The organism is Niabella ginsenosidivorans, from assembly GCF_001654455.1.
Lineage (GTDB): Bacteria > Bacteroidota > Bacteroidia > Chitinophagales > Chitinophagaceae > Niabella > Niabella ginsenosidivorans.
This window is the reverse complement of record NZ_CP015772.1, coordinates 2,157,583-2,176,875: the sequence shown is the minus strand read 5'-3', so window position 1 is coordinate 2,176,875 and position 19,293 is coordinate 2,157,583. Positions and strand designations below refer to the sequence as shown.

General features: G+C 45.0%; 18 protein-coding genes. 10 read left to right on the top strand and 8 right to left on the bottom strand.

The window, feature by feature from the left end; genetic code table 11:
* The first annotated feature begins 113 nt into the window (after positions 1–113).
* Positions 114–2,948: a M16 family metallopeptidase gene (locus tag A8C56_RS09120; RefSeq protein ID WP_067754804.1), complete on the top strand. Its 2,835-nt coding sequence runs from the start codon at positions 114–116 to the stop codon at positions 2,946–2,948.
* A 37-nt stretch (positions 2,949–2,985) separates the two neighbouring features.
* Here A8C56_RS09120 and A8C56_RS09115 read toward each other — a convergent pair whose 3' ends face one another.
* Both A8C56_RS09115 and tpx read right to left on the bottom strand, forming a co-directional pair.
* Positions 2,986–3,582, bottom strand: a complete 597-nt coding sequence (locus A8C56_RS09115) for a TMEM175 family protein (protein WP_067761806.1) — start codon at positions 3,580–3,582, stop codon at positions 2,986–2,988.
* A 68-nt stretch (positions 3,583–3,650) separates the two neighbouring features.
* On the bottom strand, positions 3,651–4,148 hold the full coding sequence (gene tpx / locus A8C56_RS09110; protein WP_067754801.1) for a thiol peroxidase: 498 nt from the start codon (positions 4,146–4,148) through the stop codon (positions 3,651–3,653).
* A 163-nt stretch (positions 4,149–4,311) separates the two neighbouring features.
* Here tpx and A8C56_RS09105 point away from each other — a divergent pair, with 163 nt between their 5' ends.
* The 3 genes from A8C56_RS09105 to A8C56_RS09095 all read left to right on the top strand — a co-directional run bounded on the left by A8C56_RS09105 (position 4,312) and on the right by A8C56_RS09095 (position 9,121).
* Complete coding sequence (locus A8C56_RS09105; protein ID WP_067754798.1) at positions 4,312–5,694, top strand: methyltransferase RsmF C-terminal domain-like protein; 1,383 nt, start codon at positions 4,312–4,314, stop codon at positions 5,692–5,694.
* Positions 5,695–5,727: 33 nt separating this feature from the next.
* Complete coding sequence (locus tag A8C56_RS09100; protein ID WP_067754795.1) at positions 5,728–6,828, top strand: AI-2E family transporter; 1,101 nt, start codon at positions 5,728–5,730, stop codon at positions 6,826–6,828.
* Between the two features lie 562 nt (positions 6,829–7,390).
* Positions 7,391–9,121, top strand: coding sequence for a DUF4091 domain-containing protein (locus A8C56_RS09095; RefSeq protein ID WP_067754792.1), 1,731 nt, complete (start codon positions 7,391–7,393; stop codon positions 9,119–9,121).
* A 136-nt stretch (positions 9,122–9,257) separates the two neighbouring features.
* On the opposite strand, the gene dcd is transcribed toward A8C56_RS09095, so the two are convergent.
* On the bottom strand, positions 9,258–9,794 hold the full coding sequence (gene dcd, locus A8C56_RS09090) for a dCTP deaminase (RefSeq protein ID WP_067754790.1): 537 nt from the start codon (positions 9,792–9,794) through the stop codon (positions 9,258–9,260).
* Positions 9,795–9,951: 157 nt separating this feature from the next.
* Here dcd and A8C56_RS09085 point away from each other — a divergent pair, with 157 nt between their 5' ends.
* On the top strand, positions 9,952–10,563 hold the full coding sequence (locus A8C56_RS09085) for a 4'-phosphopantetheinyl transferase family protein (RefSeq protein WP_067754788.1): 612 nt from the start codon (positions 9,952–9,954) through the stop codon (positions 10,561–10,563).
* 127 nt (positions 10,564–10,690) lie between these two features.
* On the opposite strand, the gene recN is transcribed toward A8C56_RS09085, so the two are convergent.
* The 3 genes from recN to A8C56_RS09070 form a co-directional block, all read right to left on the bottom strand.
* A complete protein-coding gene (gene recN / locus A8C56_RS09080; protein WP_067754786.1) occupies positions 10,691–12,346 on the bottom strand; it encodes a DNA repair protein RecN in 1,656 nt (551 codons plus the stop codon).
* 189 nt (positions 12,347–12,535) lie between these two features.
* Positions 12,536–13,291, bottom strand: coding sequence for a zinc ribbon domain-containing protein (locus tag A8C56_RS09075; protein ID WP_067754784.1), 756 nt, complete (start codon positions 13,289–13,291; stop codon positions 12,536–12,538).
* A 45-nt stretch (positions 13,292–13,336) separates the two neighbouring features.
* Positions 13,337–14,431, bottom strand: coding sequence for a Nif3-like dinuclear metal center hexameric protein (locus A8C56_RS09070; RefSeq protein ID WP_067754781.1), 1,095 nt, complete (start codon positions 14,429–14,431; stop codon positions 13,337–13,339).
* Positions 14,432–14,561: 130 nt separating this feature from the next.
* Between A8C56_RS09070 and A8C56_RS09065 the strand changes: the two genes are divergently transcribed.
* The 5 genes from A8C56_RS09065 (at position 14,562) to A8C56_RS24665 (ending at position 15,983) form a co-directional block, all read left to right on the top strand.
* On the top strand, positions 14,562–14,795 hold the full coding sequence (locus A8C56_RS09065; protein WP_067754778.1) for a hypothetical protein: 234 nt from the start codon (positions 14,562–14,564) through the stop codon (positions 14,793–14,795).
* A complete protein-coding gene (locus A8C56_RS24430; protein WP_157097931.1) occupies positions 14,779–14,922 on the top strand; it encodes a PIN domain-containing protein in 144 nt (47 codons plus the stop codon). The genes A8C56_RS09065 and A8C56_RS24430 overlap by 17 nt, the downstream gene beginning before the upstream one ends.
* A complete protein-coding gene (locus A8C56_RS09060; RefSeq protein WP_084490131.1) occupies positions 14,898–15,182 on the top strand; it encodes a PIN domain-containing protein in 285 nt (94 codons plus the stop codon). Before A8C56_RS24430 ends, A8C56_RS09060 begins: the two co-directional genes overlap by 25 nt.
* A 312-nt stretch (positions 15,183–15,494) precedes the next feature.
* Entirely contained in the window at positions 15,495–15,821 is a 327-nt protein-coding gene (locus tag A8C56_RS09055) for a hypothetical protein (RefSeq protein WP_218917270.1), read from the top strand.
* 3 nt (positions 15,822–15,824) lie between these two features.
* Complete coding sequence (locus tag A8C56_RS24665; RefSeq protein ID WP_169818758.1) at positions 15,825–15,983, top strand: hypothetical protein; 159 nt, start codon at positions 15,825–15,827, stop codon at positions 15,981–15,983.
* Positions 15,984–16,216: 233 nt separating this feature from the next.
* On the opposite strand, the gene A8C56_RS09050 is transcribed toward A8C56_RS24665, so the two are convergent.
* Both A8C56_RS09050 and A8C56_RS09045 read right to left on the bottom strand, forming a co-directional pair.
* Positions 16,217–16,765, bottom strand: a complete 549-nt coding sequence (locus tag A8C56_RS09050) for an NADPH-dependent FMN reductase (RefSeq protein WP_067754774.1) — start codon at positions 16,763–16,765, stop codon at positions 16,217–16,219.
* A 24-nt stretch (positions 16,766–16,789) separates the two neighbouring features.
* Entirely contained in the window at positions 16,790–19,168 is a 2,379-nt protein-coding gene (locus A8C56_RS09045) for a hypothetical protein (protein ID WP_067754771.1), read from the bottom strand.
* Positions 19,169–19,293: the final 125 nt, after the last annotated feature.

Sequence of the window (19,293 nt, the reverse complement as noted above, 5' to 3'; positions counted from 1 at the left end):
CTTTCAGGTTATTCAGCAAGCTCTAAATACTGAAAATTTTTCCTTCTGTTTTTTATTATCCTCCTAAATTTGCTAACAACTGTTTATAAAAAATAAAACTGAATCAAATTTATATGAAGTACCAACCCTTTTCAATAAAAGGATTACTCATCGGTTTTCTTTTATTGGCTAACCTGTCTATGATTGCACAGGTAAATTTGAATGAGCCCATATCCGTTGATCCCAAAGTAAAAACAGGCAGGCTGTCAAACGGGTTTACCTATTATATCCGCCAGAACAAAAAACCGGAAAATAAAGTAGAGCTGAGGCTGGTGGTGAATGCCGGCTCTATCCTCGAAGATGATGACCAGCAGGGACTGGCGCATATGGCAGAGCATATGGCATTTAACGGCACAAAGAATTTTAAGAAAAATGATATTGTAAGCTTTCTGCAAAGCATTGGTGTGGGATTTGGAAATGATCTGAACGCTTATACCGGTTTTGATGAAACCGTTTATATGCTGCCCATTCCGACAGATAAGCCGGGCAATCTTGAAAAGGGGTTCCAGATCCTGGAAGACTGGGCGCACAATGTAACCTATAATACAGATGATATTAATGATGAGCGGAAAGTGATCCTGGAAGAGAGCCGCCTGGGAAAAGGGGCGGAGGACCGCATGTTCCGCCAGATCTATCCCCGGCTGTTTGCCGGCAGCAAATATGCTGACCGTATCCCCATCGGGATTGATTCCATTATCCGGACTTATCATCCGGACCTGATCCGCAGGTTTTATAAAGACTGGTACCGGCCGGATCTGATGGCCGCTATTATTGTAGGCGATGTGGACCCGGCAACTGCTGAGGCAATGGTAAAACGCCATTTTAGCAGGCTGACCAACCCCGCCAATGAGCGCAGGAGAATCGCAGCGGATGTAAAACCCTATACCACGAACGACGGAATGGTGGTTACCGATAAAGAAGCCACCAACTATATGGTCAATATTGCGTATAGCGCGTTCCCCTCAAAAGAAGCGCAGACAGTGGGGGAATATGAGCGGGAGCTGATCAAAAATATTTTTACAAGTATTTTAAACCAGCGCCTGCGCGACTTAACGCAACAGGCCAACCCGCCTTTTCTTGGCGCTTATAACTATTTCGGGTCCTATGCACGGAACTATGATCAGTTCAATGCCGGCGCGGCTGTTGCCACTGCTGCTGATGTGCAAAAGGGATTAAGCGCCCTTGCTGAAGAAATTGAAAAGATAAAGCGTTTTGGCAGTACCCAGGCGGAGCTGGACCGGGTAAAGAAAATGATGGAGGCCGGTATGGAAAAAGCATATAATGAACGCGACAAAACCGAATCATCTAACTATGTAGAAGAGTATACCCGCAATTTCCTCACCAATGAGCCCATACCCGGTATTGCAAAAGAGAATGCTTATTATAAAGAGCTGCTGCCCCTGATTTCTTTAAAGGAAGTCAATGATTTTGCCCGGTCGCTGCAGCAGCACCCCAATTACCTGGTAACGCTTACCGGCCCGGAAGCTGCTGGTCTGCCTTCTGCGCAGGGCCTTGTAAATACAGTGGCCGCTGTTGCATCCCGTACCGATCTTAAGGCCGATGAAGAAAAAACGGTAGCGACTGATCTTTTGACAATACAGCCGATGCCCGGCAGGATCATTAAAGAGACCACAGATGCAAAGCTGGGCACCAAAACGTGGGAATTAAGCAATGGCACTACTGTTACCATTAAAAAGACAGATTTTAAAGATGATGAGATACAGATGGGAGGCAGCCGTTACGGGGGCACTAATGAATATGGTGTGGCAGACAAATTCAATGCGCAATATGCCCTGGCTGTAGTCAATGCAATGGGCTATGGCAACTTTAGCCCAACAGATCTGCAAAAGGCGCTGGCCGGCAAAACCGTGTCAGCAGCGGCTTCCATGGGTGCCATTACGGATGGTTTTTCCGGCAGCTCCGGCAAAAAGGACCTGGAAACAATGTTACAGCTATTGTACCTGAAAGCAACGGCACCAAGGATTGACACGGCGCTCTTTCATTCTTTTATCCGGAAAAACAAGGCAAGTGTAGCTTTTGTGCTGGCAGATCCCCAGGCCAGCTTTGTGGATACCCTTATCAAAACCGTTTATGGTAATAACCCGTTAGCGCCGGTAGCAGTACCCCGGCCCGAGTATTTTGACCAGATCAATATGGAACGCGCGGTACAGATCTATAAAGAACATTTCGGAGATGCAAGCGGTATGCAGTTTGCATTTGTAGGCAGCATTGATGAAGCTGTACTAAAGCCACTGGTTGAAAAATATATTGGGGGCCTGCCCGCTACCGGCAAAAAATTCCGGTTCAGGGACAACGGGGTTCGCCCTGCAAAAGGCAGGGTAGACCTTACCGTTTACAAGGGAGCGGCCGAGAAGAGCCTTATTCTTGAAATGATCTCCGGTGAAACGGCCTATGACCAGGACCTGGCCTTGAATATGCGCGCGGTAAGTGAAGTGCTGAACATCCGCATTATTGAAGAACTGCGCGAAAAGATCCAGGGGATTTATGCAGGGGGTACGTCTGCCAGGCTGGAGCAGTATCCTTATCCCCATTTTACCTTCTTTGCGCAGCTCCCGACCGGACCGTCTGCCGTTGACACCTTGCTGAAAGCAATGAGCGCAGAAACCAGCAATATCAAGACCAATGGGCCTTCTGCCGGAAACCTGGATAAGGTAAAACAACAAATGCTGGAGCACAATAAAGTGGCCATGCAGCAAAACGGAACCTGGTTAAACTATATCCTGGAAACACGCCTTGAAAAGAAGGATGCAGACCGTTTCCTGAACTCGGCAAAGTATATTAATAGTTTAACTCCTGAAAGCGTAAAAAAAGCAGCACAAACGATCTTTTCAAGTGGTAATATTGTAACGGCCATCCTGCAACCGGCCAAAAAACAGGATAGTAAATGATCCGGTTCGATCTGAATTATAAAAGGCAGGGCGTGCACTAAAACGCATCCTGATCTGTGTATAATTTTTCAATACGCTTATCCGGAATGAACCAGATGACGGCTACAATAGTGTAAATAGCAATACCAATCCAGGGAGCGATAAAGCAGCCTCCGATACCAGCCAGGTAAAGGATCCAGGAAGCTTTTCCTTTTGCATCGGTCCCAACAGCTTTGGCCAGCTTACATTCAGGACCGCCGATCCTGATCAGTTCATTCTGCAGGATCACATAGGCAAGACCAGACATTAATAATACAACCCCATACAAAGCTACAGGTATTGGCCGGTCATAATGTTTGTCCATCCAGGCTGTTGTAAAAGGCACCAGGGACAGCCAAAAGAGCAGGTTCAGGTTTTTCCACAATACCCTACCGTTTATTTTGTCTGCCATCTGGAACATATGATGGTGATTGTTCCAGTAAATGCCCACATAAATAAAGCTCAGCAGGTAGCTGAGAAAAGTTGGAATTAAGGGCATTAATGATTTAAGCGTATAGCCGCCTTCGGCTTCCGGCACTTTTAATTCCAGCACCATAATGGTGATGATAATGGCCAATACGCCATCGCTGAATGCTTCCAGTCTTGATTTTGTCATAGCAATAAAAAATAACAGGTGTGTGAACATGATATGCCCGCACACCTGTCAAAATTAATAAATGCAGCTTATTTCAGGGCATTCAATGCTGCCTCATAATTGGGCTCGGAAGTAATCTCCGGTACCTGTTCTGTATAAATTACCTCACCGTTCTCATTTGCCACAATAACCGCACGGCTTAGCAGCCCCTTCATGGGAGAGTCAGAAAAGGCAACACCATAATCTTCTCCAAAATGTCCCCTGAAATCTGAAAGGGTTTCCACATTTTCAATACCTTCTGCCGCGCAAAACCGGCTTAATGCAAAGGGCAGGTCTTTTGAAACGTTGATCACTACTGTATTTTCCAATGCGGCCGCTTTCTGGTTAAATGCTCTTACAGATGCGGCGCAAACACCGGTATCAACACTTGGAAAGATGTTCAGAACAATTTTTTTGCCGGCATAATCCGATAATTTTTTTTCCTGCAGCCCGGAACTCACCAGAGTAAAATCCTTTAGTTGACTTCCTTTTTCGGGCAGATTGCCCACTGTATGTACCGGGTTGCCTTTTAGTTTGATTTCAGCCATAGTATTATAATTTTAAAATGTTTAAATAGAGCCAGCTGCAAAGAAAACAAATTTATGTATGCAAGAGGGCGGGACCTGATGAAAAATCCGATAAAATAACGAAGCATTAAGAGCTTGTGCAAAAGATTGCCCTTGTGGCCCGGTATTTTATTAGTTTTGCCGGGTGCAGCTACCACCAACCTTAATTCGATCGCTGGAAGGGCTTCCCGGCTTTGATGAAAAAGCTTTTATTGATGTGCATAATGCAAATGCACCGGTCACATCTGTGCGCCTGAACCCGTTAAAGACCACCCATGTGCAGTTGCTGACTGAGGGAAGGCAGATCAGTGCTGCTAAAGTTCCCTGGTCGGTTTATGGGTATTACCTGGATCAACGGCCATCTTTTACATTCGATCCGCTTTTTCATGCCGGCACCTATTATGTGCAGGAAGCCAGTAGCCTGTTCCTGGAAGAGGCGCTCCGGCAAACAGTTGACCTGAAGGAAGATCTGAAAATACTGGATCTGTGCGCGGCGCCGGGTGGTAAATCGACCCATTTACAGTCCCTGATTGCTGCAAACAGCCTGTTGGTAAGCAATGAAGTGATCAGAAGCAGGGCTTCGGTCTTACGGGATAATATCGTAAAATGGGGCGCCTCAAATGTTGCGGTTACCAATAATGATCCGAAAGATTTTGCAAGGCTTCCCGGCTTTTTTGACGTGGTGGTGGTAGACGCGCCCTGTAGCGGAAGCGGCCTGTTCCGGAGAGACTCCGAAGCAATTGAAGAATGGAGTGAAAATAATGTAATGCTTTGCAGCCAGCGCCAGCAGCGCATCCTGGCAGATGTGTTGCCCGCTTTAAAACAAGGGGGAGTGCTGGTCTATTCTACCTGCTCTTATTCCCGGCAGGAAGATGAAGCTGTTTTGCAATGGCTTGCCGGCACATTTGATCTGGAGCCTGTAACATTACAGCTGAATCCGGCCTGGAACATTATAGAAACGCAGTCAGGCCCGCATACAGGATACCGCTTCTGGCCGCATCTGTTAAAAGGAGAGGGGCTGTTTATGACCGTACTGAGAAAAAATGCTGCTGCAGGAACTACCGGGAAATACCGTCCAAAAACGAAAGCGCTTTCAGCAAAAGCAGCAGCACCGCTTGGGCAGTGGTTACAGGCAGAAGGCAGCCGGTTTGTAAATTTTGGTGATAAAATATATGCCTGGCCTGAGCCCTTATTTGAATGGCTTGATTTTTTGGCGCAGCAACTGAAAATCATTTATTCAGGCACTCTGGCAGGGGAAATGATCCGCGACAAGCTGATTCCCGATCATGCGCTGGCCATGAGCCCGCTGATCACAAAAGATGCTGCACGGTTAACACTTTCCGAAGAAGATGCCATCCGGTATTTACAGCGAAAGGAGCTGGCAGATACGGTTCCCGTCAGCCGGGGCTGGCAACTGGCGGCGTTCAGAGGGTTTCCTATAGGCTGGATGAACGTGCTGGCAAACAGGATCAATAATTATTATCCGAAAGAATTACGGATTTTAAAAGAACAACGGCTCAATCAATAATAGATAATACCCTTATTCCGTAAAACTTAGTTTATGAACAGATCAATCCCTTTCCTGGTAAGATTAGCGCTGGTGCTTTTTTGTATCATCAGCCTGGGTTACCTGTTGCTTATTGGCCGGTCATTACTGGCACCCCTGTTCTTTTCCTTCTTAATGGCGTTGCTGTTATTGCCGCTGGCTGGTTTTCTTGAAAAGAAATGCCGTTTTAAAAGAAGTCTCTCTACATTTACCGCGGTCATTTTAATGCTGGTGGTATTTGCCGGGATCATTTTCTTTTTCAGCAATGAGATGAGATCTTTTGCAGAAGACTGGCCCCGGCTGAAGGAGCAGGGCCTGGCGGCTTTTCATAGTACCCAGGAATGGATTGCTGCCCGGTTTCATATTGACCTGAGAAAGCAATGGAGCTATATAAACCAGGGCGCTGAAAAGCTGTTCTCAACAAGCGCCACCATACTTGGCACCACCTTATCTACCGTATCTTCTACGTTCATATTCCTGACCTTTACGATTCTGTTTACGTTCTTCATTCTCAATTACAGGAGGGTATGGTTTACCTTCCTGATCAGTGTGTTTAGTGAAGAACACCAGGAGCGGGTAGAAGAGATCGTAGATAAGGTAAAATCAATTATTAAAAAATACATCATCGGCCTGCTGATAGAAATGTTAATTGTGGCAGTGGCTCTGATCATTATTCTTTCCATGCTCGGGGTAAAATATGCCGTATTACTGGGTTTTATGGGAGGCATCTTTAATGTCATCCCTTACCTGGGCATTTTTACTGCGCTGCTCCTGAGCTGCCTGGTAACCTTTGCTACCGTGGGCAGCGGAAAGGTTTTGCTGGTGGTGATCGCTTTTATTGTAGTGCATGCCATAGACAGTAATGTAATAATGCCCCTGGTGGTAGGCTCTAAAGTAAAGCTAAACCCGATGATCGCATTCATCGGTATTATAATGGGAGAAATGGTCTGGGGCATCTCCGGTATGTTCCTGTGCATTCCTTTCCTGGCAATACTGAAAATAATCTTTGACAGGGTTCCCGGCCTCCATGCCTGGGGAATGCTTATGGGAGAAGAGGGAGAACTGGACAGTGGTAAACGAAGGATCCTGATGGCAAGAAAAAAGGCAGGCATTTAACAGCAATGAACAAGCATCCTTATCTGAACCAGCAGGCATACAGACTGGAGGTGGCTAGCTGCGTTATGGTATTATTTAGTATGCCGCATACAAAGCGATCGTTTGTGATTGCCCGATGAATACGCAGATTTACGCTGATTATAATAGCTTTTCCCGGGTTTTAGATGATTGTGCACCTGTTTAATCGCTCGGATAATTTTAAATTAGAAATTGATATGGCAATGAAATACTCATTCAGATCTTTGAGCGTTGTTTTAATTACCTTTTTTTATTTCAGTGCACCATCTGCTTATACCAGTAAGAGATTAGATCACCTAACTATTTCCGCGTTTGGAGGTATGTATCATGTTCAATCTGGAACTACTACAAGTACAAGGATCTAACCCTCAATCCAGTTTTACTGGTAGTTTTGTTGCCTCTTTCTGGTAAAATTGACAGGGTTCGCGAATCAAAACGTAAGGAATATTTGGCAGGCCGCTTACTGCGGTGTGCAATCGTTTTCACTATCATTGGTTTTATTTAAATAAAGCGCTATTTTGCCTGCAACATAATCAATAGAGTAATGCGCTATTTAATAACGACCTGCCTGATCCTTATAGTAACTTTAGCAACCGCCCAGGATGTAAGCCTGGCGCTTCAGAAAGAACCACCCATGAGCGCAGCACAAAAAGCGGTTCATTGGAAGGCGCTGGATAAAGCAGTGCATGTAAGTTTTGCAAACAGCAATAAACGGTATGCACAGGATCGGGTGCCGCAGATCGCTCAAAAAAATGCAGATACGATGATTGCCTGGAAAGGGGAAAAGATACATACACAGGTTGCGGTATGGGCTGCAAAGGATATGACTATAGACGTTGCGGTTAATGACCTGGAAGCACAAAACGGCGCCCGTATTGCCAAAGAAAGTATTGATTATGGTTTTGTGGGGTATGTAATGACCGATGAATTCCGTAACGGCTGCGGTTACCGCAAGCCGGAAGATTTTGATTCCTCGCTGGTTGCGGACGTGATCAGCAGCAACCGGCAACCGGCCAAGCTTTCGGGAGGTTATGTACAGCCTGTTTGGGTAAGTATTACTGTGCCGCCTGCTGCAAAAGCGGGCTACTATACCGGAACGCTTACGGTAAAAGCGGATAAAGCCTATGATCTGAAGTTGGTGGTTAAAGTGCTGGACCGCACCCTGCCTCCGCCTTCAGAATGGGCATTCCACCTGGATCTGTGGCAGCACCCCGCAGCGGTGGCAAGAGTGCACCATGTGCCGCTTTGGAGCGATGCGCATTTTAACCTGATGCGGAAATATTATACCATGCTGGCAAATGCGGGACAGAAATACATTACGGCCAGCATTGTTAATGAGCCCTGGGGCCACCAAACCTATGATGACTATCCGGGCCTGATAAAATGGAAAAAGAAAAAGGATGGCTCCTGGAACTTTGATTATAGTTTATTTGATAAATATATTGCCTTTGTAATGAGCACGGGCATCAACGAACGTATCAACTGCTACAGTATGGTTCCCTGGAAAGTGGCTTTTCAGTATTATGATGAAAACTCCGGAAAAGACACTGTATTCACGGGGAAGATCGGATCCGATGCTTATAATGCTTTCTGGGCCCCGATGCTCAAAGATTTTACAGCGCACCTGAAGCAAAAAGGCTGGTTTGAAAAAACAGCCATCGCAATGGATGAGCGGCCTATGGAGGCTATGCAATCGGTGATCCGGCTGTTAAAGGGGATCGATAAGGACTGGAAGATCGCACTGGCAGGAGAATACCATACGGCCATTGAAAAGGACATTGATGATTATTGTATAGCTTCTGCCCATCAGTTTCCGGATAGTATTTTAAAAGAACGGGAGCTGCAGCACAAGCTAAGCACCTGGTATACCTGCTGCACGGAAAAATATCCGAATGGCTTTACATTCTCGCCCCCCGCAGAGCATGTATGGATAGGGTGGTACACTGCAGCAAAAAATATGAACGGCTATTTACGCTGGGCTTATAACAGCTGGGTACAGCAGCCTTTAATGGACAGTCGCTTTCGTACCTGGCCGGCAGGGGATACCTACCAGGTTTATCCCGGCCCCCAAAGCTCCATCCGGTTTGAAAAGCTGATAGAAGGCATCCAGGATTTTGAAAAGATCAACATCCTGAAAAAGGAATACCGGCAAAATGGCCAGACAGAAAAATTGCGTCAGCTGGAAGCGGTGCTGAAGACCTTTGAGATTCCGAGGTTAGAAAAAGAATCAGCAGAACAGATGGTGGTTGATGCAAAGCGTTTTATCAATGAATGAGCTGTAACCATTATGCAGGGGATGCTTCTGACTGGAGAAGTCGCTGAAGATGATGGCATTTTTTGTAGTGCCGTATCGTTTTTGCCAGTCTGCCCCCCCGGCGGGCAACACAAATAAAAACTCAACCTCAGAGGCACTAAAATTTATTTTTCCACATCATACTTTCCACCGGCTTGTCCGGCTGGCCGCTGTATTTTGCATTTTGCTTCTGGTTGTATTTAACGGCTATTTCTCCTTCAACAGGAAAATAGATCAGTTGGCCAATAGGCATGCCTTTGTAGATCTTTACGGGTTGTTTTACAGAAATTTCCAGCGTCCAGTGCCCGCAAAATCCCACATCGCCTTTTCCTGCCGTAGCATGTATGTCAATGCCCAGGCGGCCCGTGGAAGATTTACCTTCCAGAAAAGGCACGTGCGCATGGGATTCTGTGTACTCCTCCGTAACCCCCAGGTAAAAAATATGCGGGTATAGAATAAACCCTTCTTCCGGAATTTCAAAACTGGCGATCTCATTGTGTTGTTTCGCATCCAGCTGATGATTTTTATAAGTGGCCAGCCAGCGGCCTAAATGCACATCATAGGAATTACTGCCCAGGCAGGAGCGGTCATACGGTTCAATAAGAATGGTTCCCTTTTCCATCTCCTCAAGAATTCTTTTATCGGATAAGATCATAGCGGTTGCTCTTTTGAATTTAAACAGGGCGGCAATACTTCCTTAATCATCTGCTGCGGAGCCCCGGAGCAGGACAGGTTGCTTTATATAGAACCGGATCAGCCCGCACCATTTTTAAATACTTAACTTGCACAAATTAATATGAATTGATCTATTTATGCCCCTGATTTTTCAAGAAGAAATTAACAGCGCCACAAGGCTTGGGATCTGGAAGATAGAAGAGGAGGCCGCCTTTTTCAGAAATAAGGTGCCCGTGCACCGGCAGGTAACACATCCGCATAAAATGTTGCAGCACCTGGCCGGGCGTTACCTGCTGCAATACCTCTTCCCCGGCTTTCCTTACCATCTTGTACAAATTGCAGATACCAGAAAGCCCTATATTGGCGGCGATGCCTTTCATTTTTCTATTTCCCATTGCGGCGATTTTGCTGCAGCAATTATCAGCGAAACGGAAAGAGTGGGTGTGGATATCGAAAAGCCCGTTGAAAAAATAATCCATATACGGAATAAGTTCATAAGCACAGCAGAGAAAGAGGCGCTGAATCCCTTATCAATAGAGGAGCTTACACAGATATGGTCTGCCAAGGAAGCCGTTTTTAAATGGTATGGGGCAGGCCAGGTAGATTTTAAGGAACATATCCGGTTGCTTGCATACAATGATGATCCGCCCTGTTTTAACTGCTGTTTTACAAAAAATAATACGCTTCTTAATGTATTCCTTAACCAGTTATCCGGGCTTTGCCTGAGCTATGTAGCCACTAAAAAATAAATCTGTATCAGAGAAACTATTTTCTGCATTCGTCAGCAAGGTACCTGCAATGCAGGTGCAGTAACAGCTCCATTAAAGTGCACCTGAAGAATATGCTGATCCTGTTCTGCGCCCGTCAGCGGGAAAATTAATGCTGCACCATTTCCCTTGCATTTTCCAGGGCTGCTGCGGTTGGCTTTTCACCGCTCAGCATTTTTGCGATGGCAGTAATACGCTCGTCAATACTGAGCTGTCGCAAACCTGTTGTTACTTTATCGCCCGCAACTTCTTTGTACACAAAAAAGTGCGCATCTGCACGGCCCGCGATCTGCGGCTGGTGCGTAATGCACACCACCTGGCGGTTGGCGGCCAGCGTTTTCATAATAATGCCTACCTGTCTGGCTGCCTCACCGGAAATACCGGTATCAATTTCATCAAATATAAGGGTAGGGAGGTTCATCCGTTGCGCTACCAGGCTTTTAATACAAAGCATTAACCGGCTCAGCTCCCCTCCGCTGGCCACTTTATTAACCGGCTTGAACTGCCCGCTCTTATTGGCATCAAACAGGAAGTCAACGGCGTCCGCACCATTAACATCCAGGGATTTCTTTTCAAATGCTACCTTAAATACAGCATTCGGCATGCCTACCTGTGCCAGTAATTCCTGCACTTTTTTTTCAAACGGGCCGATCTGTTTCCGGCGTGCCTGTGTTATTTTAGCCGCAAGGGCTTCTGTTTTTCTGAAAAGATCATCAGTTGCAGTTTCCTGCTTATCAATGTCCTGCTGGATCTGTAAAACATTTTGCAATCGCTCCTCCAGCTCTTTTTGCAGCAGCAGCAGCTCATTGGTAGACTGTACGCCATGCTTTTTCTGGAGCTTATAGCCCAGTGACAGGCGGTCGCTCAGCGCTTCCACTTTTTCAGGGTCATACTGGATATCATTGCTGATATGTTCCAGCTCGGAAGCTACATCCTGCAGCTCTACCTGCGCAGCAGATAACCGGTCAACAAGCTCCGGAAGCTGTTTATGATAGTTGCTATAACTGTGCAACCCGTTAATCATACTTTTTAATTGCTGTACCAGTGGCTGCTCTCCTTCCTCTAATGTATTATAGGCTTTTGCCAGGGCTGCTTTAATACCTTCAGAATGGGTCAGCAGCTTCAGTGACTCGTCGATATCTTCAAGCTCATTTTCCTTAAAGTCAGCTGCTGCCAGTTCATCATACTGGAACTGGTTGTAATCACTTTCTTTCTCTGACTGTACCTGCTGCGCTTTCAATTGTTCCAGCATTTTTTTAGCCTGCTGCCATTCAGCAAATGCCGACCGGTATTCGTTCAGGAACCGTCCATTGCTGGCAAGCGCATCCAGTACATGGATCTGAAAGCCGGTATTGCCCAGCTGCAAGGTATCAAATTGCTGATGCAGATCTACCAATAATGAGCTTAATTGCTGCAACTGGGAAAGGTTGACCGGAGTATCATTAATAAAGGCACGGCTTTTTCCATTAGTGGCAATTTCCCGGCGTACTGTGATCTCCGGGAGCAGATCCAGTTCATTGGATTCCAGGAATTCCTGTACTTCACCTGCCATTCCCGGATCAAAAATTCCTTCGATCACGCATTTTTTTTCTTTGTCAACCAGTACGCCCGTATCTGCCCGTTCGCCCAGGATCAGGTTCAGTGCGCCAAGAATAATGGATTTTCCTGCTCCGGTTTCACCGGTCACAATATTCATCCCGTTGGAAAAGTTGATCTCCAGTTTATCAATAATAATGTAATTGCGTATCTGTAATTGTTTCAGCATAAAGAAGCAAATTAAGGAAATTTTTGTGACCCCGGATTCCGGACAGGTATCAAAATCACTTTCTCAGATCCCTGTTTCAACTAAAAGCTTTTTGCAAAGAATGGCCTTACTGCAGTGCTAAGTGAGCAGGTACTAAAAACCCCCACTTTTGCAAGTGGGGGAAAATAAAAAAAGAAAAAAATAATTCAGTTATTTTACTTCAATGCTGTTGTTCAGTTCTTCATCAACCAGAATACGGCCGCAGTTCTCACAGGCGATGATCTTTTTGTGCTGTTTAATTTCACTCTGCTTTTGAGGAGGGATGGAATAAAAACAGCCTCCACAGGCATCCCGCTCCACCGGCACCACGGCTAAACCGTTACGGAAATTTCCGCGGATCTTTTCATAGCTGGCCAGCAAACGAGGCTCTACATTCTCTTTTGCCTCTTTGGAAAGCTTCTGGTATTCTTTTTCTTCTTTCTCATTTGCGGCAATGATCTTTTCAAGCTCTGCTTTCTTTACTTCCAGGATGCCTTCCTTGGCGCCCAGGTTCTTTTTGGCTTTATCAAGAAGCGCCACTTTTTCAGCTATTTCTTCGTTAGCGTCTTTAATATGCTTTTCCGCCAGTTTGATTTCCAGTTGCTGCATCTCAATTTCTTTATTGATCGCCTCAAACTCACGGTTATTTTTTACATTCTCACTGTCTTTCTCATATTTTTTGATCAGCTCTTCAGCATCTTTTATAGCAGTTTTACGTTCTTCAATAAATTCGGTAACACCGTTGATCTCTTCTTCTATACGGGTTTGCCGGGAACGCAGTCCATGGATTTCATCTTCCAGATCAGCCACTTCCATGGGAAGCTCTCCCTTTAAAATTTTTATCTCATCCAGTTTGCTGTCAATTTTTTGCAAGTGGATCAATGAACTCAGTTTTTCTTCAATTGAAAACTCTTTAACTTGTGGCATATGTTTTTAACTGTTTGAATATTTTAAAATCTCTCAACAAAATTCTTACAAATAATGCACCGGGTTCGTAATTACGGTTGTTTTGAGGACGGCAAAGTTAAGGAATTTTTCCTGTAAAATATGGTACAGCAGCTCTATGGTAAATTGCTCGCTTTCATAATGCCCTATATCGGCGATCACAATTTTCCCGTCTGCATCAAAGAACTCATGGTATTTTATATCTGAGCTAATGTATATATCTGATTTTGAATCTATTGCATTTTTTATAAGAAAGCTGCCAGCACCCCCGCAAATGCTTATTTTTTTAACTTTTTTGCCCAGCAGGGAGGTATGTTTTATTACCGGAAGATGAAAGAGCGCTTTTAATTGTTGCAGAAAACCGGTTTCATCCATTGCTTCTTCCAGCTCACCAGTGATACCGGCACCTATTTCCTGGTGCAGGTTTTCCAAAGCGATCTGTTCATAGGCTACTTCTTCATAGGGATGATTTTCTTTTAAGACCGAAAGCATTTTATGCCGCAGGTAGCGGGGGTACAGGATCTCTATTTTCAGTTCATCTGCCTCATGCCTTTTGCCTCTTTCTCCGGAATAGGGCCTTGCTTCATCACCGGGAAGAAAGCTGCCTGTGCCGGAAACACGGAAGCTGCATTCACTATAGTTGCCGATCTTTCCGCCGCCGGCTGCAAAAAGAGCGCTCATTACTTTTTCCGCAGCTTCAGGCGGTACAAAAAAGAACAGCTTTTCCAACTGGTTTTCTTTGGGAGCCAGGACCCGGAGATTGATCAGCCCCAGTTTTTTGGCGATCTGCCCGTTTACGCCTCCGATCACATTGTCCAGGTTGGTATGAATGGCGTAAATGGCAATATCATTTTTAATGGCCTTTATAAGCGCGCGCTGCACATAGTTATCACCGGTTAATTTTTTCAGCCCTGAAAAGACGATGGGATGATGCGCCACCACCAGGTTACAATGCTTTTCAACGGCTTCGCTGATGACGGCTTCTGTTGCGTCCAGGCAACAAAGGATGCCGGTACATTCCAGGGAGGGCTGCCCTGTTAAGAGGCCGGCGTTATCATAGCTTTCCTGGAGAGAAGGCGGTGCTACTGCTTCCAGCACCTGTATCACTGCACCAATGGTCATTTTTTGGGGTTAAAGATAAGAAAAGACCAGGTATCTGCTTTCACCCGGCAAATGAAGTGTTAAAATAGAATCTGACTTTCTTCAAAAACTAATCTGTCAAAATTGCGTAACTTTGATATAAATAGTTTATATGCCATCAACGCGCACATTAAGCAACCTGCAACAGGAACTGATCAAACTTTATAGCACGGATATAAAGGAAGAGGATTTGCTGCATATTAAGCGCTATCTCGCGTCATATTTTGCTAATAAGGCAATAGACGAAGCCGATGTCATCTGGATGCAAAAAGGCTATACCAATGATACAATGAATCAATGGCTGAACGAAGATAAACCTGCTTATGGCAATGAAACTGGTGATTGATACCAATGTGCTTGTATCTTCCCTGTCCCGCCATTCAGCTTATCACTGGCTTGTAACAGCATTACTGAACGGAAAGTTCGACTTGTATATCACCGATGAATATTGCTGGAATATGAAGAAATTCTGAAAACTAAATATTCTCCATCTGTTGCGCATAATTTCCTTATTACTTTGAAAGAACTTCCGAATGTATATTTTACACAGATATATTATCGGTGGCAATTGTTGAGAGATGAAGATGATAATAAATTCGCCGATTGTTATGTTGCCGCTAATGCCGAATACCTGCTTACACACGATGCCGGCTTTAAAATATTGAAATTAATTTCCTTTCCATCGATAACTGTTGTTTCTCTTGATGAATTTAAAGAGCTGATTGCACTTTAGCCCGTTACCCATTATGGCGTGCCGGTAGCCGGGGCAATGATGCTTTTGTAATGCCCGGGAAAATACGGTATAATCTGGGCGTTATGCAGTATACTATAGCGACAGTATTCTACTTTGAGAGTACTAAAAAAGTTCGTAAATTTACGAAGTGAAAAAAGAGAATGAAATTTTGTTAGATTTTATAGTGGACAGGCTGACAAATTCTATCCAAAATACTATTCCTTAAAAGACAGTAAACAGACGACAAAGAAAAACGGTTGGAATTTTAACTGGAAATCCGAACTTGATAACGATTTCAATGAAGTTTACAAATTGACAATTGTAAATAATCCGGAAATTATTCAAGGCGTTTTAAGCATTCGGAAAGAGACTGACCACCTGTTTATGAATCTTCTTGAAAACGCACCCTTCAACATTGGTAAAAACAAACTTTATGAAGGTGTCGCAGGAAATCTTGTTGCGTATGCTTGCAAACTTTCATTTCAGTTTGGGTTTGACGGTTTCGTTGCTTTCACGGCAAAGACGAAATTAATAAACCATTATGAAACCTCTTTGGGTGCTTACCATTTTGGCAAGGGTCGAATGATTATTGAAACTCACGCAGCAAAAATCTTAGTTGAAAAATATTTTAAAACATAAATTATGGGATATATAAAAGAACCTAAAGGCGTTGACTTTATTATACAAAGCAGACCCTTGACTGACAAAGACAAACAAGAGATCAGCAGACACATTGCCGGTTATAAAGCGAAGCACAGTAAAAAGCAAACTGTGAAACCAAAATCCAAACAACTTGCATAACGGAGCAAACGCACAACAAATGGTTTTGCAGCAGTGCGGCAGACAAACACAGGTTCAACTTTAAAACAAAACTCAACTGACGGTTTGTTATTGCCGCGCCATCGTTAGGGTAGAACTGATATGTATATTTCAAACTTATCAGTGCATCGATAGAACCGATAAAATAGGGATGTATAACGAATCTGCCTGACAGCCAGGAGTGGTATACATAGCTCTAAAAGTCCCGTTACCCACTATGGCGTACCGGCAGCCGGAACAATAAGGCTTTGTAATGCCCGCGAAAATTTCTGCAGGTCTTCTTCAAGAGCGGGATCTTTTATGATGCCGTCTTCACTTATTTTTCCTTTTACGCCCCGGATCAGCAGGCAGGTTTCCTGCGTGAACCGTGCCCCCAGGGTTTGCATTATTAACTGTAATTCACTATGTCCTTTTGCACCACTGGCAGATGCTGTAATAATGCCTGAAGGCTTCTGTTCAAATACCGTTGTAGCCACACACCATTCCAGCATATTCTTTAACCGGGCAGGTATGCTGAAGATATATTCAGGGGTGGAAATAATGATGCCGTCTGCATTTGCAACAGCCTTCCTTATTTGCAGAACGGATGCAGGGCTGTCGCCGGCTGCCTGTTCCGGGTCAAAATGGGGGAGTACAGACAGGTCTTCCCAGATGCTAAGCTCCCATTCATCGTTCAATTGCTGTAGTCTTTTTACTAATGAAAGATTGGAAGAATGCGGGCTGGCGCTGCCAATGACAGCCAGTATTTTTATTTTTTGTTTCACCGGTCAAAGATAGGCGGATCGCAGCTACTTTTCCGGCTCAACAGATTGTTCAATCATCAACAACTTTCCTGTAGTGGTAATTCCTTCTGCCACTATTTTAAACTTTTTTGTACGGTCATTATTATAAAAGATAACCGGTAAAACAGGATGGCTGCCGGAAATAAAAACTTCGGGCTTCCAGTCAAGCGTTAAGCGGTAATCATTATACCGGTTTTCAGGTTCAGTAGAATAATCCGGAGCATAAAATTCCTTCAGGATGCTGTATCCTTCATAGTCTACAATGGCTGCGGAAGATTCCATTGCATCATTCAGGTCATTGCCGCGTTTGGTATAAACCGCCAGCGCCCCGTTAGCGCCCCCGCCAGGAGCGCCCACAAAAGAGGGGAACAGTTTTACAAGCGCAATGTCATTGGGATTTAAAGAAGCGATCATACCCGCGTCTGCCGGCATTTCATCAAGATACAGCTGCATCGGCCTTCTTAAGCCCGACTGCCGGTAAAAGAGTTGGTAGTTTCCAAACTGTCCGCCTCTTGCTATTGTAAGACTCGGAATCCGTCCCTGCAAATAATCAAAGATGTTCTGGTTAGGAATAAATGTTCTTGTAAGATCGATTGTTTTGGCATCGATGCCTCCGGAAAATAGCCCGCTCATGTATTGCGCTTCCAGTTGTTGCATCCGGTTGCGGGTACCCAGTACCACAACACTGTCCAGCATTACGCCTTCTCCTTTTGTATAATCATACCAGGCGGTATTCATTTTATCGGCCAGTGTATTATTGGTGTAGGGCTGATAAGGAAGGTGCAGGGGAGGGAGTGCATAGGACCTGTAAAGGGAGTCTGTATTGAGTTTTACCGTAAGAAATTGCTTCTTTTTATCCTGCACATCACTGAACAAGACCCTGGCTTTGTTAAAGAAGATCATGGAATCCATTTTAAAATGGCCTTCCGCATCCGTTTTCACCATTTGCAGGCTATGACCGGAATCGGTGGCTATCCAAACCAGCAGGTCCCTGTCTGCAAAAGATTTCCGGGAGCCGGCCACATTCACTTTTCCGGAAAGGCTGATAAAGCCGGGGTCTTTATGCACCGGTGCCGGTAATGTGTTTGCCAGTGCATCCGCCCACTTAAAACGCCGCCAACCGTTTGTAAGCAGCACCAGTTCCACGTCCTCACGGGCAGCAGGATTGTCTGTAAAATAATAGGCAGGATCATGCACATATCCCGGAATATCGCTGGTCAGCAAAAAGGCAGACCAGATATTGGCCGGCCGGTAAGCGCCCGGATCATAGTACGCATCCGTTACCGCAACAGAAAAATTACCGGTTACACTGTCCGGGAATGAAATGCTGAAATGATTTTTCTTTCTTGCCCCGTTGCTTAAAGTATCTATATGCACGGTGGCAGGCAATACATATTCTTTATTGTTGATAAAGGTCAGCCTTTCGGCAAGCGGCATCCCGTCTTTGTTAAAAACAGTAACCTGTAAAACGCCGGAAGGCAGATTGCCGGTTTGCAGGATACCGCTGACGGGCTGGTTGGTCTTTGGCGAGAGCGGTTGCTTAAAAACAATCTGGTGCTGCATCTGCCCGATGATATAGGCCGGCACCTGTTTGGAACCTTTATAATGGATCGAAAAGGATTTTCCGTTTGCGGTATTCTTCATCTCTATTGTAACGCCTTCTGCAACCGCATCGGGCAACGCAACTGTTTGATGGTTGTTCAATACCGCCTGGTAACGCTGCCCGGCCTCAGGCGTAATCTCAAACATTCCCATGCCGTCATGCTGTGTGGCGAAGGAAATAATAGTCTTATTTTCCTGATCGGTAATGGTACCTGAAACGTTCAAAGGGAGTCCGTTTGAACCGGTTGCTTTAAAAGCAATGCTGTTACGGAACCCTGCTACCAGATTGCCCCCTTCCGGGTAAAAATGAATAACAGGAGTTGCAGCCGGAGCTTCATTTACCTTTAACCGGTTGCTGCCAAAGATCATAATGCGTCTGGCAAACAGGTAACTTTTGTCAAAATTCAGCATCAGCGGTGTATAAGCCCTTAATTGGTAAGATCCTGTTGGCAGGGTATTGGGCAGGTCTATCTGGCCATAGGAAAGCGCTCCAAAAACCGGCAGCACTTTTTTTACAAGGACCTGGGACGTATTATTCAGTAACTCCACAAATAAGGTGGAGTTGGCGGCAGAAGGGAGAAAATCAGCCATAAAATAGGCTTTGAACCAGATCGTCTGACCGGCAAAATAATTTTCACGGTCCAGTTGCAGGTAGGTTTTTTCGATTGGATTGGTCTTATGCCAGTTTTCCAGGTTGTCTGTAAAATTTTGTGCAGATAAATATCCGTAGCCTGCTGCAATAAAGACCAGCCCTGCTAACCCCTGCTTTAAAAAGTACCTCATATAATAGCCCCTTTCTGTTAAGTTACAAAAAAAACAGACGCGTGCCAAGCGCGTTTTCTAAAGGATTCCATCAGAGCTGTAATTACATAATTTTTTTAAGATCTTTGCTGGGTTTCCCGCAGATT